The 20,832-nt window shown below is 37.0% G+C and carries 24 protein-coding genes and 2 pseudogenes; 10 read left to right on the top strand and 16 right to left on the bottom strand.

All coding sequences use genetic code 11. The annotated features are described in order from the left end of the window. A pseudogene (locus PQ474_RS07170) lies at positions 1-87 on the top strand (RNA polymerase subunit sigma-70); the annotation flags it as partial. 217 nt (positions 88-304) lie between these two features. Here PQ474_RS07170 and PQ474_RS07165 read toward each other — a convergent pair. After that, positions 305-571 (bottom strand): hypothetical protein, encoded by a 267-nt coding sequence (locus tag PQ474_RS07165; protein ID WP_273841337.1) that lies wholly within the window; start codon positions 569-571, stop codon positions 305-307. Positions 572-585: 14 nt separating this feature from the next. On the opposite strand from PQ474_RS07165, the gene PQ474_RS07160 reads away from it, so the two are divergent. The 3 genes and pseudogenes from PQ474_RS07160 (at position 586) to PQ474_RS07150 (ending at position 1,624) form a co-directional block, all read left to right on the top strand. Then, positions 586-1,011 (top strand): potassium channel family protein, encoded by a 426-nt coding sequence (locus PQ474_RS07160; RefSeq protein ID WP_273841336.1) that lies wholly within the window; start codon positions 586-588, stop codon positions 1,009-1,011. Between the two features lie 171 nt (positions 1,012-1,182). Next, a pseudogene (locus tag PQ474_RS07155) lies at positions 1,183-1,356 on the top strand (RNA polymerase subunit sigma-70); the annotation flags it as partial. A 124-nt stretch (positions 1,357-1,480) separates the two neighbouring features. Next, complete coding sequence (locus PQ474_RS07150; protein WP_273841335.1) at positions 1,481-1,624, top strand: hypothetical protein; 144 nt, start codon at positions 1,481-1,483, stop codon at positions 1,622-1,624. A 138-nt stretch (positions 1,625-1,762) separates the two neighbouring features. Here PQ474_RS07150 and PQ474_RS07145 read toward each other — a convergent pair whose 3' ends face one another. Beyond that, positions 1,763-2,488, bottom strand: a complete 726-nt coding sequence (locus PQ474_RS07145) for a hypothetical protein (protein WP_273841334.1) — start codon at positions 2,486-2,488, stop codon at positions 1,763-1,765. A gap of 101 nt (positions 2,489-2,589) precedes the next feature. Between PQ474_RS07145 and PQ474_RS26580 the strand changes: the two genes are divergently transcribed. Beyond that, positions 2,590-2,736 carry a phosphatase PAP2 family protein gene (locus tag PQ474_RS26580; RefSeq protein WP_390185806.1) on the top strand — a complete coding sequence of 49 codons (147 nt, stop codon included), beginning with the start codon at positions 2,590-2,592 and terminating at the stop codon, positions 2,734-2,736. Between the two features lie 95 nt (positions 2,737-2,831). Here the strand turns inward: PQ474_RS26580 and PQ474_RS07140 are convergent, their stop codons facing one another. From PQ474_RS07140 to pssA, 6 genes are all read right to left on the bottom strand, one after another. Continuing rightward, positions 2,832-3,971, bottom strand: coding sequence for a histidine kinase N-terminal domain-containing protein (locus PQ474_RS07140; protein WP_273841333.1), 1,140 nt, complete (start codon positions 3,969-3,971; stop codon positions 2,832-2,834). 138 nt (positions 3,972-4,109) lie between these two features. Further along, the gene (locus tag PQ474_RS07135) at positions 4,110-4,988 is read right to left on the bottom strand and encodes an SDR family oxidoreductase (RefSeq protein WP_273841332.1); all 879 of its coding nucleotides are present in this window, start codon (positions 4,986-4,988) and stop codon (positions 4,110-4,112) included. A gap of 258 nt (positions 4,989-5,246) precedes the next feature. Then, a complete protein-coding gene (locus PQ474_RS07130; protein ID WP_273841331.1) occupies positions 5,247-6,683 on the bottom strand; it encodes a carbon starvation CstA family protein in 1,437 nt (478 codons plus the stop codon). A 222-nt stretch (positions 6,684-6,905) separates the two neighbouring features. Further along, complete coding sequence (locus tag PQ474_RS07125) at positions 6,906-7,712, bottom strand: DUF2935 domain-containing protein (protein ID WP_273841330.1); 807 nt, start codon at positions 7,710-7,712, stop codon at positions 6,906-6,908. 168 nt (positions 7,713-7,880) lie between these two features. Further along, positions 7,881-8,156 (bottom strand): HU family DNA-binding protein, encoded by a 276-nt coding sequence (locus PQ474_RS07120; protein WP_227934874.1) that lies wholly within the window; start codon positions 8,154-8,156, stop codon positions 7,881-7,883. A 281-nt stretch (positions 8,157-8,437) separates the two neighbouring features. Next, positions 8,438-8,977, bottom strand: coding sequence for a CDP-diacylglycerol--serine O-phosphatidyltransferase (gene pssA / locus PQ474_RS07115; RefSeq protein ID WP_273841329.1), 540 nt, complete (start codon positions 8,975-8,977; stop codon positions 8,438-8,440). 146 nt (positions 8,978-9,123) lie between these two features. On the opposite strand from pssA, the gene PQ474_RS07110 reads away from it, so the two are divergent. From PQ474_RS07110 to PQ474_RS07095, 4 genes are all read left to right on the top strand, one after another. After that, on the top strand, positions 9,124-9,921 hold the full coding sequence (locus PQ474_RS07110; protein WP_273841328.1) for a phosphatidylserine decarboxylase: 798 nt from the start codon (positions 9,124-9,126) through the stop codon (positions 9,919-9,921). Further along, entirely contained in the window at positions 9,918-11,036 is a 1,119-nt protein-coding gene (locus tag PQ474_RS07105; protein WP_273841327.1) for a CdaR family transcriptional regulator, read from the top strand. The genes PQ474_RS07110 and PQ474_RS07105 overlap by 4 nt, the downstream gene beginning before the upstream one ends. A gap of 111 nt (positions 11,037-11,147) precedes the next feature. Further along, positions 11,148-12,560, top strand: coding sequence for a glycolate oxidase subunit GlcD (gene glcD, locus PQ474_RS07100; RefSeq protein ID WP_273841326.1), 1,413 nt, complete (start codon positions 11,148-11,150; stop codon positions 12,558-12,560). Further along, entirely contained in the window at positions 12,557-13,885 is a 1,329-nt protein-coding gene (locus tag PQ474_RS07095; RefSeq protein WP_273841325.1) for a (Fe-S)-binding protein, read from the top strand. The genes glcD and PQ474_RS07095 overlap by 4 nt, the downstream gene beginning before the upstream one ends. A 160-nt stretch (positions 13,886-14,045) precedes the next feature. On the opposite strand, the gene mnhG is transcribed toward PQ474_RS07095, so the two are convergent. From mnhG to PQ474_RS07060, 7 genes are read right to left on the bottom strand one after another with little or no spacing between them, the layout of a single operon-like run. Further along, positions 14,046-14,405 carry a monovalent cation/H(+) antiporter subunit G gene (mnhG, locus tag PQ474_RS07090; protein ID WP_273841324.1) on the bottom strand — a complete coding sequence of 120 codons (360 nt, stop codon included), beginning with the start codon at positions 14,403-14,405 and terminating at the stop codon, positions 14,046-14,048. After that, the gene (locus tag PQ474_RS07085) at positions 14,392-14,667 is read right to left on the bottom strand and encodes a Na(+)/H(+) antiporter subunit F1 (RefSeq protein ID WP_273841323.1); all 276 of its coding nucleotides are present in this window, start codon (positions 14,665-14,667) and stop codon (positions 14,392-14,394) included. The genes mnhG and PQ474_RS07085 overlap by 14 nt, the downstream gene beginning before the upstream one ends. Further along, the gene (locus PQ474_RS07080; protein ID WP_273841322.1) at positions 14,667-15,143 is read right to left on the bottom strand and encodes a Na+/H+ antiporter subunit E; all 477 of its coding nucleotides are present in this window, start codon (positions 15,141-15,143) and stop codon (positions 14,667-14,669) included. The genes PQ474_RS07085 and PQ474_RS07080 overlap by 1 nt, the downstream gene beginning before the upstream one ends. Before the next feature lie 5 nt (positions 15,144-15,148). Beyond that, complete coding sequence (locus tag PQ474_RS07075) at positions 15,149-16,630, bottom strand: Na+/H+ antiporter subunit D (protein WP_273841321.1); 1,482 nt, start codon at positions 16,628-16,630, stop codon at positions 15,149-15,151. Continuing rightward, entirely contained in the window at positions 16,623-16,961 is a 339-nt protein-coding gene (locus PQ474_RS07070) for a Na(+)/H(+) antiporter subunit C (RefSeq protein ID WP_273841320.1), read from the bottom strand. The genes PQ474_RS07075 and PQ474_RS07070 overlap by 8 nt, the downstream gene beginning before the upstream one ends. Then, positions 16,961-17,398 carry a Na(+)/H(+) antiporter subunit B gene (locus PQ474_RS07065; protein ID WP_273841319.1) on the bottom strand — a complete coding sequence of 146 codons (438 nt, stop codon included), beginning with the start codon at positions 17,396-17,398 and terminating at the stop codon, positions 16,961-16,963. Before PQ474_RS07065 ends, PQ474_RS07070 begins: the two co-directional genes overlap by 1 nt. After that, positions 17,395-19,815: a Na+/H+ antiporter subunit A gene (locus tag PQ474_RS07060; RefSeq protein WP_273841318.1), complete on the bottom strand. Its 2,421-nt coding sequence runs from the start codon at positions 19,813-19,815 to the stop codon at positions 17,395-17,397. The genes PQ474_RS07065 and PQ474_RS07060 overlap by 4 nt, the downstream gene beginning before the upstream one ends. 343 nt (positions 19,816-20,158) lie before the next feature. On the opposite strand from PQ474_RS07060, the gene PQ474_RS07055 reads away from it, so the two are divergent. Beyond that, entirely contained in the window at positions 20,159-20,389 is a 231-nt protein-coding gene (locus tag PQ474_RS07055; protein WP_273841317.1) for a hypothetical protein, read from the top strand. 137 nt (positions 20,390-20,526) lie between these two features. On the opposite strand, the gene PQ474_RS07050 is transcribed toward PQ474_RS07055, so the two are convergent. Further along, on the bottom strand, positions 20,527-20,667 hold the full coding sequence (locus tag PQ474_RS07050) for a sporulation histidine kinase inhibitor Sda (RefSeq protein WP_227934884.1): 141 nt from the start codon (positions 20,665-20,667) through the stop codon (positions 20,527-20,529). Between the last annotated feature and the right edge of the window lie 165 nt (positions 20,668-20,832).

The raw sequence follows: 20,832 nt of genomic DNA, 5'->3' as shown, positions 1-20,832 counted from the left end.
TCACGTAGTTATGTATCTAGAATTGAAAAACGAGCGCTAATGAAGCTGTTTCATGAGTTTTATAAGCAGAGTCAAGGAAAAAACTAATTTTATAAGCAAAGATGAAGGACGGTCAAATAAACATGGATCGTCCTACTTTTATTGCCTTAAAATAGGGTTATTTGAGAGGTCAATAGAAAAGAACAGTTCCAAATGAAACAAGCTGAGAAGTATTACTTAAGAAAGATAATAATAAAAGAAGGACCGTTAATTGAGTAACGGTCCTTCTTTGTAGCAGGTTTCCTGCTCCTTTTAGGACGAGTTATTATGATGCCAATTCTTTATAATTAGCTTTCTCTGGTTTTTTAGTCAATACTGCACATAGTAACCCAATGATTGGAAATAAGAGAAACAGCATCAAAACTTGAGTGTAGCTCTGAAACACATCAAAACCTATCCCAAGTGGAAGTGGTCCAAATGAAGACGCTATAACGGTAACCGTAACAGCAACCCCTTTTATGCTTCCAAGATACTTACGTCCAAAGAAATTAGGCCAAATAATATTTAACGTGATTCGTTCAATACATCGCAATTGGTGCTCATTACTTGAAACCAATCTTTGATATTGTAAGAACAAATGGACTGCATAAGGTTATTACATGTACGGTTATCCTGATTTTTATGTCTGCAATTCCAATTAGGTCATTGGAACCAAGTATGGAGACTTATGCTGATGCTTTGTGGTGGTCTATGGTTACTGCAACAACGGTAGGGTATGGAGATATATCTCCAGAAACGGGTATTGGAAGGTTAATTGCACTAATTTTAATGGTGTTTGGAATTGGACTTTTAGGTATGATTACGGGATCGATTGCAACGTATTTCTTATCGGGTGAAAAACAAGATAACCCAACAATTGATTTCATCAAGAATGAATTGTCTCGTTATGATAACCTAAGTGAGGAAGAAATGGAGAGATTGATAATGTTAATGAAGCAATTGTCTAAAGAAAAGAAAAAAGTGGTGGAGTGATTATTTACAACGGATAGGTTATATGTTTTGTTTTTTAAATATGAAAGTTTGCATTAAACGGATGGCAGCGTTAGATTAGGACCACACATTTTAAGACAAAATGTGTAGTCCTAATTGATATAAGTCGTAACTCAATCAAAGATTACCCTATAATGAATTCCGATAAATATTGATCCAATTGGAACCGATAAAGAAGGAAATGAATTTACTTTGATTGATAGAGAGAACTCAACGGGAAATTGCAGAGAGTTAGGAATTTCTCGTCGTTATGTTTCTAGAATTGAAAAACGAGCTTTGATGCTGTTTCATGAATTTTATAAACAGAATCAGGGGAAGGGGGAATAAAATAAATAGAGAGAGCTAATTTAGTAACGATTTCGGAACAGAGAGATAAAACACTAAAAAACATTTTATTTCGAGATGTAAATCGAACCGATTTACGTTTCTTTTTTTTGTTATATCAAGTGTTTTGACACGTGACATTTCCGATCTTCTTGTTGGTCAAATTGAGTTTGTAGATATGCTGATTCTTGATGAAGTGGAAAAACTAGAGGAAACAGACAAGATTGAGTTAATGGATTTTATGACTAAATGGAATGCGGAGCAGATATAATTCCACATATGTTGAGGTTTAATAGTTTTTTACTATTCGTATTAGGTGAGGATAATTTTTTTAATCTCAAATGATCGTCTAAACAGATTTACATTTTGTTGCAGAAGGAACTGATGCGTGTTTTGTTCTATACGATTCTCACCATTGAAAGAAAAATTTTAGTGACATCGTAATGGTTGTATATGAAACGACACCGATAGCAAACGTAGGAAAATGTGCTTCCTCATCAGGAGGCAGTTCATATTTTAATACGTTCAATATCATAGCTCCTGAGATGAAAGCAAAGATAATGGATTCTGTTAAAGGGGATAAATGAATGGTTACTCCCATAATCCACCCTGCAACGATCCCGAGAGCAAGAACATACCTGCCGACTTTATTATAAATATCTGCGTATTCCCTCCATAAATCGTGAGCAACAGCAACAAAGTGAAGTCCGACGGCTAGTCCGTAAAATACTGCTTGTACCCCCAAAACATCGTGAGAAATAATCGTATAAGCAACTAACATATTATAAAAACCAAAGAATAGTATTTGTAACCAAAAAAGCGCTCTAGCTTTATTAGTTTTGTCGTTTAGCTGGGCTTTTCGTACAACTTTTTGAATACCATAAAAAATCAATACACCTATTAAACCAACAAAGTATAATTCAGATTCCATTGTAAAATAATCGCCATATTTCTTTACTAAAATTTGCTCTTTATGTAAAGTTGGGAGAACGTAGACAAAAACATAAGATACAGCTAAGCCACCTGAAAAAGAAAACCACTTTAACCTTCTAATTCTTCCTGAGGGAATAAGCTCATTAGCAAGCAAGTGGATTAAAATAAAGGCAAAACCCATAATAAAGGCGTCAAGGGACATAGTGAATACTCCTCTAATTAGTAAAGTCTTTTTAGAGTATCCAAATAAGGAAAACTAATACAAAGGGCAAAAGTTTATTGAAGTAATAGCCTTTCTAAGTCATGGTTACCCTTGCTTTAAGTAGAATAATTGTAGGAGCACATTTTCCTTCAGACATCTTTTCGGCGATAACGATTTCAATCAGTTGGTGTTTTGTCTGTTTAATAATGCTACGACAAATTTTAAGGATAAAAACGACATATGTTTAAAAAAGAAAAAAGGAAACACATCACTTTTAAAAAGGTGATGTGTTTAGCGGCGGCATTTGCTTAAAAGAATTCGCGATGAATTTCTATAAGTAAGATTAGACATTTGGAGTATGTAAAGGTAATTGAATTTCAAAGATGGTTTCATCCTGATTCGAAGAACAAGTCATTGTACCATGATGTTTTTCGATAATATTTTTACAAACGTACAAACCGATGCCTGTACCGAGATCTTTAGTAGTAAAGAAAGGTTCAAATATCGTTTCTCTCACTTCAAGTGGTATAGCTGGGCCGTTGTTGGAAATCTGAATAAGAACATTCTCTTCAGACGTGTACTCTACTGTTATTTTGATTTCTCTAGGCTTTTCTTTTTGTTGTAGAGCATCAATAGAATTCATCATTAAATTGACGAAAACTTGTTTGAATTCATCTTTATAAACCTCAATGTGCAAGTCCTCTTTTATAGTCAATGTAACATTGACGTCTACATCCACTAAGCTAGGGTACAAGAAGTTTAATATATCTTCTAACAAAGACTTTAATTGGATTTTTTTCTTTGAATCTCCAACAATATCCATCTTAGACGTGTGAAGAAACTGAGTGATTCTAAATTTTAATTGATCAAGTTCGAGTTCAATAATGTCTAGGTATCTTAAATTTGGATATTCGCTCCGAAGTAATTTATTAAATCCAATAATGGAGGTTAGTGGATTTCTAAATTCGTGAACGAAACTCGAAGACATCTGTCCAAGAATAGCTAGTTTATCCTTATGGGATTGACTGATGAAATGTTTATTTTGTTGTATTTCTTGGTTCTTAATTTCTGTGTATGTCGTTACCGCTTGGTAACAGAATTGGTCAAAATATTGGTTTACTAAAGAAACTGCTGATTTTAATTTTTCTTTATCAAGATCCGAATTTAGAATGAGTTTAACGAGTGTGCTTCTCCCTATGTTGACATTATAAACAAAATCACCAATGTTACTATTTGCTTCAAAGCGCTCGTGAGCTACTTTTATAGCTAGTTCTTTTAGTTGTGTCTCGTTATTTTTTCCAAAAAACGTGTTTTGCACAAGCTCGTACATCATAAACCCGTTCTTTTTTACGTTATCTTTAAAGATATAATGTGAGTCAATTTTAATTTTTTCTGTCCATTCTTGAAGGAAGCATGATCTGTGTTGTTCAAGGTATTCATATAATTCATCAAAATTAGTGTTAGAATCTGTTTCTGACAGCATTTTCGTCACTACTTTCTAAGAAAGGAATTATTAGTAGTATTAGACAATAAAGGAATTAATTCCTGCCAATTTGACAAATTTACAAAAAGGATGTTTTAAAAAGGCTATGATGACTTTTCAAAACATCCCTTAAAGGGTTTAACCATTTACAATCGTTCCACCATTAACATGAATGACTTGTCCAGAAACATAGGATGAATCATCAGAAGCAAGATAAACATAGGCAGGCGCTAACTCTGCTGGTTGTCCAGGTCGCCCCATCGGACTCGTTGTTCCAAAAGAGGCCACTTGATCTGCTGGAAATGAAGCAGGAATTAATGGTGTCCAAATAGGGCCAGGAGCGACGGCATTGACTCGGATCCCCTTAGACACAATGCTCTCAGAAAGTGACCGTGTCAGAGCAATCATAGCTCCTTTTGTAGAAGCATAGTCCATTAAGACAGGATTTCCTTTATAAGCTACTATAGATGCTGTATTAATGATCGTGCTTCCCTTTTTTAAATGCGGCATAGCTGCTTTAATAAAGTGGAAGCAAGAGAATATATTTGTTTTGAATGTGCGTTCAAGTTGTTCAGAAGTAATATCTTCAATATTCTCTTGATAATGCTGTTCGGCGGCGTTATTAATCAAGCAATCAATTTGCCCATATTGTTCGATTGTTTGTTGAATGGCTTGTTGGCAGAAGGATTCGTCTCCAATATCACCAGCAATTAATAAGCACTCTCCATTATATCTTTCCACTTCTGCTTTTGTTTTTGTTGCATCTTCATGCTCCTCAAGATAGACGATAGAAAGCTTAGCGCCTTCCTTAGCAAAAGCAATCGCAACAGACCTACCAATGCCACTATCGCCGCCTGTAATAAGGACCACTTTGTTTTTTAGTTTGTTACTCCCTTTATAATTTAAATCATCATATACAGGAGATGGGTCCATCTTGCTCTCTATACCAGGCTGATGGTTTTGCGTTTGTGCAGGTTGACCATTTACTTGTTTCGATGTGATTTCATTATAATCCACTTATCATCACTCCTCTATAAATTCATTCTTAGGGTTTCATATTCGTGTGGAATTTAACCATTATTTCTTGGTGTCTCGTCCGACTTTTATGTGTGCTGAAGGTTTAGAACAACACCGACACACATTAAGTCGGACTCTTCTTTAGCACAAAAATAAAGCTAGCTTGAATGACGCTCAAGCTAGCTGTGAAAATTCATATGAATAAAGGGAGGTCGAGATGATAAAGGCCTAAATGGCTATCTCTGTTTTTAAAATATATTATGCAGCATGTTCAGATGAAGATGATAAAGAGGGTTTGTTGCTCTTACGTATTTTATAAATATACCAAAGGGCAACTACTAGCGTCATTATTGCACCAATAGTTAAAGACGTTTCATAAGGCAGGGAAAAGCCCTCAGGAGCATATAGAAAATAAGTTGAGACAACAGCTGTCATGAACAAAGCTGGAATGCCACAAATCCAATGGAATTTTCGTGATTCAAGCAAGTACATGGCTCCAGTCCAAAGCATGATCGTTGCTACTAATTGATTAGTCCCACCGACGTATCTCCAGAGAAATGTATAATCAATGGTAGCAAGATAAAAAGTTGGAATGGTAACTGGAATCGTTGCTAATAATATCCCCTTCAAACCACGCACTTTAAAGAATTTCTCAAGTGCTTCCGTTACCATCATACGAGATGAGCGTAATGCAGTATCACCAGTTGTAATCGGTAAGATAATCACTCCTAATATAGCGAGGATGCCCCCTAAAGTCCCGAGTAGGGTCGTGGAAATCTCATTCACTACCCCTGCAGGGCCACCTAAAGCCAGAGCCTCTTGAAGACCGATGGTACCACCAAAAAAGGTCATACCAGCCGCAGCCCAGATGAGGGCAATGATCCCTTCAGCAACCATAGCCCCGTAAAACACTTTTCTTCCGTCTGACTCACGTTTAATGGTACGAGCAAGAATTGGGCTCTGGGTACTATGAAATCCAGAGATCGCTCCGCAAGAGATTGTGACCATTAATAGTGGCCAAATAGGTAAATCACCAGGATGCAAGTTGGTCAACGTTAAATTAGGAATGGAGCGATCAGTGAATAGTAAAGCAATTCCAATTGATACAGCCATAAAAATTAAAATCGCTCCAAAAAATGGATAGATTCTTCCTATAACTCGATTAACTGGTAAGACAGCTGCAACTAAGAAATACGCAAAAATTAGGACAAGCGCAAATGTAAATGATAGAGGTGTTAAACTAGCAATTAGTTGTGCAGGACCAGCAGTGAAAGCAGCCGCGACAAGGATCATTAAAACGATAGAAACAAGGTTAATAATGTTTTTCATATAACTACCTAGGTAACGTCCTACTAAACTTGGAAATTGCGCACCGTTATGACGAAGTGAAAGCATTCCAGAGAAATAATCATGCACAGCACCTGCAAACAAGCAGCCTACTACAATCCAAATGAAAGCAACAGGACCATATAATGCACCAGCAACAGCCCCAAAAATAGGTCCCAATCCTGCTATATTTAATAACTGAATTAAACTGGCTTTCCACCAAGGCATAGGTGTGTAATCAATGCCGTCTTGATTGGTGTAAGCAGGTGTCTTTTCTTGATCATTAATTCCGAAAATACGTTCCACGACTTTGGAATAAACAAGATAGCCTATAACAAGTAAAAGTATAGCGAAAAGAAATGTTAACATAATGAAAAAGCCTCCAAATATCAGATAAATCAAATCATGATAAGTATTGTAACGATATCTGACAATTGAATCAACCTATTTTCAGAAAAAACGAGATATTCTATAAATTAAAACGTTTTCTAACATAAAAAACGGTTTCATTTATATAACAATAAAATAATCTCACAAAAGTAAGACCATAAATGAAAAAGAACCTCTATAAAGGTTCTTGGTGAACAACTATTAATCTATAGATCTAGGGGATGTCGGATCACAGTCAGGTTCTTCTAGATGGGATGAACGAGCTACCTTCAACAAATAGTAACATTCTTCTCTAGCCATATGATCAGCCATAAGTTGGTCGAACGTTCCTAGCAATCGGTTGTTCATCTCCATTTCCTCAAGTTCATTAAGGAACACTTTAAATAAGGCAATTTCTAATTTCACATTTTCATTAAAACGATCTAAAGCAGGGAAGAGTTGAACATTAGATCTGAGGTAACCCGCCATTTCTACCGCTTTGATGTAAAACTGTTCAAACCTTTTTGTGAAGGCCTCGCTTTTTTCTTGGAGTTGTTTTTCAACTAAATCTAAATCGTCAGTAATTCCTCCCGCATGTCCGGCTGCATCCAATAACCAGACAAGGTGATGGTGAAGAGGGTGAGATAAAGGGGGATCCTGCTGCTTTAGTAGGTAAGGTAAAAGACGTAAGTACTCTTCTACTTCATTTACCATGTGATTGAGGAAAGTTGGCGATAAACCAATCGAAACGTCACCGACTAAATGTTCACGAATGATTTCGAGTTTAAATGATCTTATTTCTTGAGCTTGTTGATTGGCGGTCTCAGTTAGCTTGTTCAAAGCGTCCATTGAGAGATCTTGCCGACTCTCATGAAGAAGTTTGTCAAATATATCAATAAAGTCCAAGGATTTATTCACAAATTCGGTTTCAGTCGGCGAGAGAGTATCTCGAATAAACCTAGCATGATCACCTAATACTTGAAGCCAAAAGCGATGTTCAAACAAGGCATTTTCATAATATGAGTTCATATAAGCCACTCCAATCATAGTTAATCTCTTCACTCTATGAGGGAACACACTTTTTTATGATATAGATGTAATAATAAGTTTAAGCGGTTTGTATGAAGTGAGGGCAGGAGGCTTACACACTCAACTAAAATAAAAAAACGATGAGAGCTTGTCTCATCGTTTTATTAACTATTCGTTTACAGCATCTTTAAGTTGTTTACCAGGCTTGAAAGCTGGATTCTTTGTTGCTGGAATCTCAATTTCTTGTCCAGTTTGAGGATTACGGCCTTTACGAGCAGAACGCTCACGAACCTCGAAGCTACCAAAGCCAACAAGTTGAACTTTACCACCTTCAACTAGTGCTGATGTAATGCTGTCAAATACAGCGTCGACTGCTTTAGAAGCATCCTTTTTAGAAAGGTCTGCTTGCTCAGATACTGCGTTAATTAAATCTGTTTTGTTCATGAAAAAAAACTCCCTTTCATACCTTGTTTTGAAAAACACATCATCCGTAGGTGAAGTGCTCAATCTTCATTTTTAAATAATCCTGTCATTCGACAAGCTGAAAAAATAAAGCCGCAACTTAATTTAATAATGAAACCCTAAGTGTGTCAAGACTTTCCACGGAAAATAAATCTTTAGAACCCATATTTTTCACTTTTTTTGACATGATACCGTCAAAATTTGTAATTTTAATGAAGGTTTTGTCAAAAAAAGAGAGAGTGAATCAAACTCACAAAAATAAATTACATTTTTCTAACTTTAAATGAACTAATCATACATATTCCTAGAATTAATGTAGCGAGTAAAAAGTAAGGAGCTGGAATAAAGGGTACAAGTAACATGAGGAATGTTAACATACAACCAGCAGCTGTTATAGGAAGTCCAACAAAATAGCCTGTACTTTCTGTAATGTTAAATCGCGCTAAACGAATAGCCCCACATGCAATGAAGAAAATAGTAAGTAACATTCCAGGTAAGCCAAATGTAAATAATACGGCTTGGTAAATTAAAAATGCAGGTGCTACTCCGAAGGATAAAATATCGCTTAATGAATCTAATTGCTTTCCAAATTCAGATGTACTATTAAAACGTCTTGCTGCAGCGCCATCCAAACGATCTGTAAGTGCTGCAATTGTAATAAATAAAAGACCTAACCGTAATTCATCCTGTAAAATAAACATAATTGCAAAAGCACCAAGTCCTAAGTTTAAAATCGTTAGGAAATTTGCAATTTGCCCTTTTAGCTTTTTGACGGTATGATCCAATTGATGCAAAAGGAACACGACATCAACTCCTTACACGATTTTGTACATGATGACAACTAAAATTTACCGTTTGACCTTAAATCATAATCATACCATAGGTTTTATGAAACGACTAGGAAACAAAAACAAATAGCGCTGAATCACTTAAAATGGAGGAATATACATTGAAAAAACTATTATTTAGATCGTGCATTGAGTTAACCAATCATCGCTTATCCTCATCTGTACTACGAAAATTCTCGAGATCAAAGATTAGCAAACCGTTTATCAAACCATTTTCTACAACATTTAATCTAAATGAATCAGAAATGAATCGATCGCTTAACGAATTTGTCAATCTGCATGATTTATTCACCAGAGAACTAAAAAGTGGAGTGCGACCCATTGATACAGAGGAAGATGCGTTTGTTAGTCCTGTAGATGGGGTGGTTGCTCATTTTGGAAAGCTGGAGGAAAAGACATATTTTCATGTAAAAGGACAAACTTATACTATTGAAGAAATGCTTGGATCGAAAGAAGCGAGTCAACCCTATCTGGATGGCCACTACTTTATCTTATACTTAAGTCCGAGTCATTATCACCGAATTCACAGTCCAGTTGATGGAATAATTAAGAAGCAATGGGTGCTTGGCGGTCGATCGTATCCTGTAAATGATTTAGGGCTTCGTTATGGAAAAAAACCATTGTCTAAAAATTATCGTCTAATTACAGAAATGAATGTTAACGCTAAACATGTTGCTTTAGTAAAGGTCGGTGCGATGAATGTTAATACAATTGAAGTTACCCACAAAAATAATAACGTTAATAAAGGAGATGAAGTGGGATATTTTTCATTCGGATCAACCGTAGTATTACTTTGTGAAAAAGGATTGATTTTAGATATCACAACTAAAGAGCATGTCGATGTTCAAATGGGCCAACGTATTGCGATAATGAGTGATGATAAGGCGCAGAATCTATGAGGTTGCTTAAGCATGTAGCGCAAAGGATTGTTACAGAAGTATCGAAAGTGATAGATGAAGAAGTCATTGTAATAAATAATGAGGCCTTTATTATTGCAGGGAGTGATTCCAAGCGAATTGGTTCTTACCATGAGGGTGGAAAAGAAGTAATCAAAACGGAAAAGAAATTAATGATCTCAGAAAAGGATACACAAAGATTGAAAGGCGTTAAAGTAGGATTGAATTTGCCTATTAGGTTTCAAAAAAAAATTATCGGTGTTATAGGAATAACGGGTTCACAACCAGCGACTGTTCGATATGGAGAATTAATTCAGCGAATGACGGAGCTCATTATACAAGAGTCTTATGCCGCAGAAAGGCTTGATTCTAAGTTAAGGGGATTAGAAACTTTTGTTTATGAGTGGCTACATACCAAAAATGTGACGGAAGAATTTAGAGAACGTGGAGAGATTTTAGGCATTCACATGTCTGAACCACGTTATTGCGTGTTACTACAGTTGGATGATAAGACCAACACAGATATAGAACCAGATGTTTTAGAACGAATTCGAAATTTATATCCTAATGAAAGCAACGATGTTTTTGTTAGATGGGGAAACGGACGTTTTGTCCTTCTGATTTCCGCCATTCATCATTCAGAAAAAGAGATGTTTCATAGCTTACAAAACTTATTAAGTCATATTAATAACGTATATCATTCTGAAATGAGAGCGGGAATTAGCCGTAAGCACGATGACCCAACTGCATTGCATCTTGCTTATAAAGAAGCCAATCAAGCAATAAATGTGAAGAGTTCGATTGAAAAAGTTGTGTTCTATGACTCGCTTACTTTAGAGATTGCGCTTGGAGAAATAACTAAAGAGACTAGAGAGAAAATTGTAAACGAGGTACTAGGAAAGTTAATGGATGAACCTGAATTATTAGAAACACTACAGGCATATTTTCATCATCAATTATCGGTGAAGGAGACAGCGGCTGCTCTCCATGTTCACATTAATACATTGCATTATCGGTTAAAAAGAATTCAAGAATTATCAAGTATTCGAATGAAAGAAACGAAAGAACTTGTTACTTTGTTTTTAGCTCTGTGGTATCACCAAGACGAAATTGGGTGAAGGTATAAAAAAAATATGGTTTAATGCTTTTATTTTGTGTATTAATACATAGAGTAAGAGCTTTTTTTTATTTATACTTATCTTAAAAGAGGATGACAGGAGAGTGGAAATATGTTGGACGGAGAAGTAAGAAAGAAGCTTACGGCAATTGTTGGGGAAAGTAACGTACTAGATTCAGAGGAAAACTTGATCGTCTATTCTTATGATGCCACGCCTAACTATCAGGCAATGCCAGACGCCATAATTAAACCAGGCAATAGAGTAGAAATTCAAGACATTGTTAGAGTATGCAATGAGCACAAAATTCCCATTGTACCTAGAGGGTCTGGAACGAACCTATGTGCTGGAACTTGTCCGCTTGAAGGCGGAATTGTTCTTTTGTTTACTCGTATGAATGCCATTCTAGAGATAGATGAAGAGAACTTATCGGTCACTGTTCAACCTGGAGTTATTACTCTAGATATGATTCAAGCTGTCGAAGAAAAAGGGTTATTTTACCCGCCAGATCCTAGTTCAATGAAGATTTCAACCATTGGAGGAAATATCAATGAGAATTCAGGTGGATTACGTGGTTTAAAATACGGTGTAACTCGAGATTATGTAATGGGTCTTGAAGTTGTTTTGCCAAATGGTGAAGTCATACGTACAGGAGGGAAATTAGCAAAGGATGTGGCTGGCTATGACTTTACAAGATTAATGGTTGGCTCAGAAGGAACGCTTGGAGTAGTAACAGAAGCTACTTTGAAATTGATTCCCATTCCGGAGACGAAGAAAACGATGTTAGCTTTGTTTGATAGTTTAGAAGGAGCTGGAAAAGCAGTTTCTTCTATCATCGCTCATAAAATTATCCCTGCTACTCTTGAGTTTCTAGATCAGCCTACATTAGAAGTGGTTGAGGATTTTGCTCAGATTGGCTTGCCAACAGATGTGGGAGCAGTACTCTTAATTGAACAAGATGGACCTGTAGAAGTAGTCGAACGTGATATAGCTAAGATTGCTGAGATTTGTGAGCATATAGGTGCAACATCAGTTCAAGTTGCTAAAACGAATGAGGAGGGCTTAGCCCTTACTACAGCGCGTCGAGCAGCCTTATCTGCACTCGCTAGAAAGAAACCTACAACCATTCTAGAGGATGCAACGGTACCACGTTCCAAAATTGCTGAGATGGTTCGAGCGATTAATGAGATAGCAAAAAAGTATCAGGTTGAAATTTGCACGTTTGGGCATGCGGGAGATGGAAACTTACATCCAACGTGTATGACAGATTCAAGAAATGAAGAAGAAATGCATCGTGTCGAAGAAGCATTCTCTGAAATCTTTGCAAAAGCGATAGATTTGGGAGGAACGATTACAGGCGAGCATGGGGTAGGGGTTATGAAATCGCCTTATTTAGCTTGGAAATTAGGGAACGAAGGTGTTAATGCTATGAAAACATTAAAGTTTGCTTTTGATCCTAATAATATTATGAACCCAGGTAAAATTTTTGCTAAAGAAACTAAAAAGCGGGTGGTGGTACAAAAATGAACAAACACAAACAGCATGAACAGACAGTAGAAGACTTTAAAGAACGTATGAATTATGATGAGTTGATGAATTGCATGCGTTGTGGTTTTTGTTTACCATCTTGTCCTACTTACGTAGAAACAGATCAAAATGAAGCGGCTTCTCCAAGAGGACGAATTGCTTTAATGAAGGCGATTGTGGACGGCAAGAAGGCTCCTGACGAAGACTTTGAGCGCCAGTTGAACTTATGCTTAGGGTGTAGAGCTTGTGAGCCGGCATGCCCTTCTGGAGTCAAGTATGGTCATTTACTTGAAGAAGCACGAGATATTTTAAACAAACACAAAAAGCATAATGTAGCAGTTAGGGTCATTCGAAAATCAGTTTTCAATGGGTTATTTCCTCACCAAAATCGGATGAGGTCGTTAAATGGGATGTTATGGCTTTACCAAAGGTCAGGAGTTCAGAAAGTAGTAAGAGGAACAAGCGTCTTGAATCTGATACCAGGAAATCTTGGGACAATGGAGAGAATACTGCCTATAATCCCGTCACCACAGGAAATGAAAAAACGCCCACATCATATTAAACCTAAATCTCCTGTGAAAAAGAAAGTGGCTTTTTTCTCAGGTTGCTTGATGGATACAATGTTTATGAAAACAAATGATTCGACTTTGTTTTTACTTGAAAAAGCAGGTTGTGAAATTGTCATACCAGAAGAACAAAATTGCTGTGGGGCTCTCCATGCTCATTCCGGAGAGAAAGAAAAAGCACGTGAATTAGCAAAGAGAAATATTCTGGCATTTGAGAAGATGAATGCAAATTACATTATCTCAAATGCTGGTGGTTGTGGTGCATCTCTTGTAGAATACGATCATTTATTAAAAGATGATCCGGAGTGGTATGAACGTGCGGTATTATTCTCACAAAAGGTGACAGATATTTCAACGATATTATTGGAAGTAGGCCTGCCGAGAATGAAGTTATCTGAACAAGCTATCACTTATCAAGATTCATGTCATCTACGAAATGTTATGAATGCAGGTGTAGCTCCACGCCAATTGCTCAAACAGATTGAAGGTGTGACGTATCAAGAGATGAAGGAGTCAGACCGTTGTTGTGGTTCAGCAGGGATCTATAATATCATCCAACCTGACATGTCTACTCAGATTCTTGATCATAAAATGAAGCATGCTATAGCAACTGAAACGTCGACCATTGTAACGGCTAATCCAGGCTGTTTATTGCAAATGAAGATGGGGATTGAACGTGAAGGGCTGTCTGAATCGATGCGTTCGGTTCACATTGTTGATTTGTTAGCAGAGGCAGTTAGGGAAGCGGAAATAGAATAGAAGAAAAGGGCCGATGGATTAATCGGCCCTTTATTCATTTGAAAAGCTAGAAAAAAGACATATTAAAAACAGCATAGGAGTTATACGAAGAAGCTTTGAATGATTGATCAAGGAAGAGCAACGGCTCCACTGCATAAAAAGGCTAACGCCGTTTTCTATATTATTGAGGTTCATTCATTTTCTTTTCATACATTTCCTTTAAGTCATCTTGACCACTTTTCTCCCAAAGAGGAACTCCGGTGCGATAAGCCGCTCGTGCAACCATTAAAGCGGCAACTGGTGCTGTTAAGAATACGAATAAGATTGCTAGTAAAATCTTAACAGCGAAGACTCCTTCAATTAATAGAAAGAAGAAAAAAGTAGCGAGCATAATCGAGATTACTCCAAGTGTTGCGCTTTTCGTTGCCGCATGTGTACGTCCATACACATCTGGAAAACGAATTAACCCGATTGAGCCAAGAAGACTAAGAAACCCACCAAGAACAACAAAGATGCTTAAAAAGATTTCAATCGCGTTCAAAAACAACACCCCTTTCGATAAACTTCGATAGAGCAATCGTACCGATAAACGCTAAAATACTAATGACCAGGATGACTTCCGAATAAGCAAGAGTCTCTTGTAACATCATGAGAATACCAATGAAACCAATGAGATTAATCCCTAAGGAGTCAAGTGCGACAATTCGATCGGCCATACTTGGACCAATAACAGTACGAATAAAGCAGACGAACAATGAGATAGACATCACGACAAGAACAATCATTAAAATAGTCTGAAACATTACTTCGTCACCTCCAAGATGGCACGTTCAAACGTATTATGAATTTGACGGATCATTTCTTCTTTATCAGGTACATGAATGGAATGGATATAGATGTATTTATTATCATCTGAGAAGTCCATAGACAACGTTCCTGGTGTTAAAGAGATAAGCGAGGCAAGCAAGGTTAACTCCCACTCTGTATCAAGCTTGGTAGGCACTGCAATAATTCCAGGTTGTATATCCATTTTAGGACTTAACACGATTTTAATGACATCAATATTAGCCAAAATAAGCTCTTTAATAAACAGCAAAGTTAATTTGACTAAAGCCCAAATTCGTCTCATGTAAAAATCAAATTGTAGAAAACGTCTTAATACAAACAAAATCAAAATACCAATTACATAGCCAACTAGAAAGTCAACACCAGTATAGCTGTTTTGTAGCATGGCCCAAACGAGCGCAATGACAATGTTTAATAATATTTGATAGGCCATAGCAACTACTCCTTAAGAACAGATTCGATATAAATCGATGGATCTAGGATTTGTTCTGCCACTTGTAATGAATAGACGAAAACGGGTTCTGCAGCGAAACCTAAGATAATAGTCAGTGCAACAAGTGGAACAATTGGTAATAAGAGTTTCCCAACTTTGAAATTCGCTTGTTCCTCTGTGTGTTTTTGTTCTCCCCAGAAAGCATAGATAAAGATTTTCATCATTGAGAAAAGAGTGAGGAGCCCGACAGCTAAAGCGACAGCGGCTATGACATAATTTCCTTCTTCAAAACCAGCTAAAATAATCGGAAATTTACTGAAGAAACCACTTAAAGGTGGAATGCCAGCAAGAGAGATCGCTGAGATAAAGAACATCCAAGCTAAGTATGGGTGGGTTTTAAGCAGGCCACCCATTTTCTTTAAATCTGTTGTTCCTGTTATCCGTTGAGTAGCACCAGCAAATAGGAACAAAGCAGATTTCACGATAATATGGTGGGCAATGTAGTATATCGCACCAGCTACAGCTAGCTGAGAGAAGATACCAAGTCCCATCACCATATATCCAACCTGACTAATGATGTGATAAGAAAGAATTCGTTTAAAGTCAAATTGGGAAACGGCCCCTAATACTCCAAAGATCATTGTAAAACCAGCAATAGTTACAATGAGATAATGTGTAAATCCAGGATCATGATTAAAGATCAACGTAAAGGTGCGAAAAATCGCATAAATCCCAACCTTAGTTAGTAGCCCGCCGAATAAAGCGGCAATGGCTGCAGGCGGTCCATAGTAAGAGCGTGGAAGCCAGAAGTAAAGTGGGAATAAGCCCCCCTTCATCGCAAAGACGACGAAGAAAAGAACGGCAATCACATTCAATACACCTACTTGCTCAAGTTCTGCAACACGTTGAGCAATTTGAGCCATATTAAGTGTACCAGTGACTGCATAAATATATGCGACACCCACAATGAATAAAATAGATGCAAATACGTTGATAATGACGTACTTTATCGATTCGCGTAGCTGATATTTCGTACCTCCCATGACAATGAGAATATAAGAAGAAATCAGCATAACCTCGAAGAATACAAACAAGTTAAACAAGTCACCTGTTAGAAAAGCTCCATTAACCCCCGCTAATAAAAAGAGATAAAAAGGATAGAAAAAGTATTTCTCTCGTTCAGAAGATATCGTTTGAAATGCGAAAAACAAACAAACGACACCAACGATACTCGAGAGAATGACCATCATCGTAGCAAACATATCCGCAACAAATACAATACCAAATGGAGCGGGCCAGTTACCTAGTTCTAAAACGGTAATGCCATTTTGGTAAACAAAAATCGCTAAATAAATGGATAGAGCGAGCATACCAATAGCTGTGATTCCACTTATCACTCGCTGAAGGGTATGCTGTTTATTAAATAAGATTAAAACCGTTCCAATAATAAACGGGATTAGAACTGGTAAGATAATTAAGTTATTCATCAGCAGATCCCCTTAATTGGTCCAAATCATCTGTCTTATGTTCTTTGTATGTTCGATAAGCTAGGACAAGTAAGAAAGATGTGACCCCGAAACTGATTACAATCGCTGTAAGGATTAAAGCTTGTGGTAGTGGATCCGAATAAGCTTCAGAACCTAAACTTAACAGCGGTGGCGTTCCTCTTTGTAAGCCGGCCATTGTTAACAATAACAAATGAGCTCCATGTGACAATAGAATAAGACCTATAATGACACGTAATAAGCTTTTTGTTAACAACATATATGTACCAACCATGAAGAGGACCCCAACAGTGATGGACATTAAAATTTCCATTATGCATCATCCTCCGCAATTGTTAGTATGATTGTCAAGGCAATACCTACAACGACTAAGTACACACCTAAATCAAAAGGTAGTGCAGTTGTTAATTCTGTCTCTCCTAAAATAGGGAGTTGGTAGTATTCAAAGAATTGAGTTAAAAATGGATAACCAAACAGCATACTTGATACGCCAGTTGCAATGGCAATCAACAATCCAATTGCGATCATAGACGTATAGTTAAAGGGCAAGGCTTTTTTCATGCTTTTCACATCAAAGCCAAGGTACATGAGCAAAAGAGCTGATGCTGTCATTAAACCTCCGATAAAGCCTCCGCCGGGATTGTTATGTCCGGCGAAGAAAAGATATACGGAGAAGGCTAGGATGATGAAGGTGACAACTCTCGTTAACGTATGAAGCATGACGTCATTTGATTTTATTTGTTTCTTCATACATCTTCCCTCCCTGTCATTCGTAATTTAATCAGGGCTACAACTCCAAGTGCTGCTATTCCAAGCACAAGAACCTCAAGTAATGTATCAAGTCCACGGAAGTCTACAAGAATTACGTTAACCATGTTGTACCCACCAGCAAGTTCTTTTGAATTTTGAATGAAATATTCAGCAATGGATTCGAAATTAGCTTCGTTTCCAAGTGCAGCAGAACTTAATGCAATGACTGTGACTAGGCCACCAACCGCAATGGAAATGAGTAAGTTTACAATATTAAATCTAGGTTTAAACGATTCTTTACGCAATTCCGGTAAGTGGTAGAACGCAAGCATAAAGAGAACTACGGTTACGGTCTCAACTAACAACTGTGTCAATGCTAAATCTGGAGCACGGAAGACAACAAATAACAAAGCTAGTAGAAAACCGATAACACCAACAACGATAATCGCTGTAATACGGTGATTAATAAATGGAATAACGAGAGTTGAAGCAATAAACATAATCGTTATTACCCACATAAAAGGGTCAATCCCCGTAACATTGACGGTGTCAATTGCAAATGCATTATAACGATACATTGTATATCCAAATAGTAAGATCATAAACACGCACATATAAACAAAGTAATCTCGTAGTAAGCCAGTCATTTGAATACGAGTAACAAATTGTGAACCGCTAATTAATCCACTTAGAGAATGATCATAAAACCAGTTGAGTGGATCGCGTTCTTTTAAATAAATAGCCATCTTCGACCACTTTTTCATCATTAAGAAGATGAAAGTACCAATTAAAACCACACCAAGGGTCATAAATAATTCAGTATTAAAACCATGCCAGTGATAAATATCTACATGGAACACTTGATTTTCGGCTAGTAAGTTAGGCAAAATGGCAGCCATAGCAGGTTCAATTAAGGTGTAAGCCAATAAATTCGGGAATAGTCCGAAGATCACAACAAGTGATCCTAAAACGATAGGACTAATTAACATCCCAATAGGGGCTTCGTGCACATGAACATCATAGTTTTCGGGTTTGAATTTACCTGTGAAGGTTTTAAAGAACATGACCATACAGTAGACAAACGTAAAGACACTTGCAACCCAAGCTAAAACGATAAGTAATATACCCCAAGTTGGCATATTAAAGATTGTTAATTCAGACGCTCTTAGTAATCCAGTAAAAAACATCTCTTTACTTAAGAAACCATTAAATGGCGGTAGTCCTGCCATGGATGCGAGACCAATTAGTGAGATTGTAAACGTAATTGGCATAATCGTCATTAAACCGCCGAGTTTACGGATATCTCTCGTACCCGTTTCATGGTCTATAATCCCAGCTGTCATAAACAAACTACCTTTAAATGTTGCGTGATTAATTAAGTGAAATACAGCTGCAAGTGTGGCAGTTGTAAAAAATAAAGCTGTTTCAGTTTCAAATCCATAATAAAGTGAGGCTGAACCTAACCCTAATAAACACATAATTAATCCAAGTTGACTAATCGTTGAGAAAGCCAAGATGGATTTAAGGTCTTTTTGTCGAACGGCTGATATCGAACCCCAACATAAAGTAGTGATCCCAACGATCGTTAAAATCCAGAACCATTCAGCTGAACCGCCAAATACAGGAGTCAATCTGGCTACTAAATAGATCCCAGCTTTTACCATAGTTGCTGAATGCAAATACGCACTTACAGGTGTAGGTGCTTCCATCGCATCCGGTAACCATATATGGAATGGAAACTGAGCTGATTTTGTAAAGGCACCAAGCAAAATTAATAACATAGCAGGTAAAAAGAGTGTGCTTGTAGTAACTAAATCAACGCTTGCAATAATTTCACGAATGCTAAACGTTCCAGTCATGACGTAAAGAAGGGAGAATCCCCCAAGCATCGATAGTCCACCAAAAACGGTAATTAACATTGATTTTTGAGCGCCGTACGTTGATTTTTCACGATGGAACCAATAACTAATTAATAGGGAAGAGGCTAAACTAGTTAATTCCCAGAATACGTAGAGCACAATTAAGTTATCAGATAAAACAACACCAAACATGGCCCCCATGAACATGAGTAAATAGACATAAAAATTATTTAGCTGCTCTGTTTTCTTAGATAAATAATAAATGGAATATAGAACAACAAGCGTTCCAATACCCGATATTAATAGAGCAAATAACAAGCTCAAGCCATCTAGATAAACCGTGAAGTTAATCCCAAGCGATGGAACCCAAGGGACACTATATTCGATCACTCCACCATCGGATGTGACAGGTAAAAACCGAATGAAATAAATAAACAACACGAGCGGGAGTACAAGGACGAACCACCCCGTATGTATCGGTCTTGCGTACTTATACAAAAAAGGAATCAAAATGGCTAACAAAAATGGGGAGATTGTAGCCCAGTGTAAAACCGTCAAATCAAATACCTCCTTTTTTTCTTACGAATCATATTAAATTGTCCGACTGAATCCTTTTTCTGCCCTCTTTCTAGCTTTATAACCATGCCCTCTTTAGACTAAATAAAATTATAACCTAATTTTCAGACACGTGCATCCTAGAACATCTATAGGGTTATCCGATTTTCCCAGTCTTATTAAATATGAAGAAATGCGTGGAAATGGAGGAGAAAAAATTTTTTGTTCTAATTTGTTTCGATAAAATTGGAAAATGTATGTATATTTTTATAATGGGTACGACACTCTATAGGTAAACAACCCTTTTTAACGGAAAAGACTGTTTTCTCACTTAGGAGTGACAACCATGAATAATAAACAAAAGGGGTTAGCTGCCGTTAGTATTTTCCTTGTTCTCTTTTCAGGTGGATGGTACGCGAATGAATTTAACAAGCGTACTATTCATGAAAAGGGATTAGATCGGCCTGGCACTATTACTGTCCAAGAATTAGATAATCATATCGTGCCAATGACAGGACCATTTGAACCGAGAGAATATATTCGTATTGGCAGTCGTATCCCAAAACGAGCTGAATAATTGCCTAACAAAAAAACAGCTATCGTCAAATGATAGCTGTTTTTTTTGTTCTCCATGATTAGTGAAATGCTATAAGAAAAGTTAGAAAAAAAGCCCATCAACTCTTGGATTGAGATGTTGATGGGACCGAATCATAATCATGATGAAAGTTTTATTTTATCGGAGAGGGAACGTTTTGCAATTTCTACTCGAATTAGTTCAATGAAATCGTGATTTAAATTTAACTCAACTGCCTTATAGTAAGTCTCAATTAAAAGCTCGTCAGATAGATTTTGCATATGGTCCTGTCTGTATAACGACAGGTTCACCTCCTCGTCTTGGTTTGTCGAATTTTCAAGGAATATTCGTGGATTTATGTGAATAAATTAATACGTTATCCTGGTTGATTTAATCCTAACACGACTTCCAAAATAGAACAACCGTTCTGATTATCCACACTGATA

The sequence above is a fragment of the Halalkalibacter alkalisediminis genome, assembly GCF_028610705.1.
Taxonomy (GTDB): domain Bacteria; phylum Bacillota; class Bacilli; order Bacillales; family Bacillaceae_D; genus Halalkalibacter; species Halalkalibacter alkalisediminis.
This window is presented reverse-complemented; position numbering and strand designations above follow the sequence as displayed.

Excerpts from the sequence above, each read along its gene's own strand:
- PQ474_RS07145 (WP_273841334.1), bottom strand. The coding sequence starts at position 2,488 with ATGTCCCTTGACGCCTTTATTATGGGTTTTGCCTTTATTTTAATCCAC.
- PQ474_RS26580 (WP_390185806.1), top strand. The coding sequence starts at position 2,590 with ATGGTTACCCTTGCTTTAAGTAGAATAATTGTAGGAGCACATTTTCCT.
- PQ474_RS07140 (WP_273841333.1), bottom strand. The coding sequence starts at position 3,971 with ATGCTGTCAGAAACAGATTCTAACACTAATTTTGATGAATTATATGAA.
- PQ474_RS07130 (WP_273841331.1), bottom strand. The coding sequence starts at position 6,683 with ATGTTAACATTTCTTTTCGCTATACTTTTACTTGTTATAGGCTATCTT.
- PQ474_RS07125 (WP_273841330.1), bottom strand. The coding sequence starts at position 7,712 with ATGAACTCATATTATGAAAATGCCTTGTTTGAACATCGCTTTTGGCTT.
- PQ474_RS07120 (WP_227934874.1), bottom strand. The coding sequence starts at position 8,156 with ATGAACAAAACAGATTTAATTAACGCAGTATCTGAGCAAGCAGACCTT.
- PQ474_RS07105 (WP_273841327.1), top strand. The coding sequence starts at position 9,918 with ATGAGGTTGCTTAAGCATGTAGCGCAAAGGATTGTTACAGAAGTATCG.
- glcD (WP_273841326.1), top strand. The coding sequence starts at position 11,148 with ATGTTGGACGGAGAAGTAAGAAAGAAGCTTACGGCAATTGTTGGGGAA.
- PQ474_RS07095 (WP_273841325.1), top strand. The coding sequence starts at position 12,557 with ATGAACAAACACAAACAGCATGAACAGACAGTAGAAGACTTTAAAGAA.
- PQ474_RS07085 (WP_273841323.1), bottom strand. The coding sequence starts at position 14,667 with ATGTTTCAGACTATTTTAATGATTGTTCTTGTCGTGATGTCTATCTCA.
- PQ474_RS07080 (WP_273841322.1), bottom strand. The coding sequence starts at position 15,143 with ATGGCCTATCAAATATTATTAAACATTGTCATTGCGCTCGTTTGGGCC.
- PQ474_RS07075 (WP_273841321.1), bottom strand. The coding sequence starts at position 16,630 with ATGAATAACTTAATTATCTTACCAGTTCTAATCCCGTTTATTATTGGA.
- PQ474_RS07070 (WP_273841320.1), bottom strand. The coding sequence starts at position 16,961 with ATGGAAATTTTAATGTCCATCACTGTTGGGGTCCTCTTCATGGTTGGT.
- PQ474_RS07065 (WP_273841319.1), bottom strand. The coding sequence starts at position 17,398 with ATGAAGAAACAAATAAAATCAAATGACGTCATGCTTCATACGTTAACG.
- PQ474_RS07055 (WP_273841317.1), top strand. The coding sequence starts at position 20,159 with ATGAATAATAAACAAAAGGGGTTAGCTGCCGTTAGTATTTTCCTTGTT.
- PQ474_RS07050 (WP_227934884.1), bottom strand. The coding sequence starts at position 20,667 with ATGCAAAATCTATCTGACGAGCTTTTAATTGAGACTTACTATAAGGCA.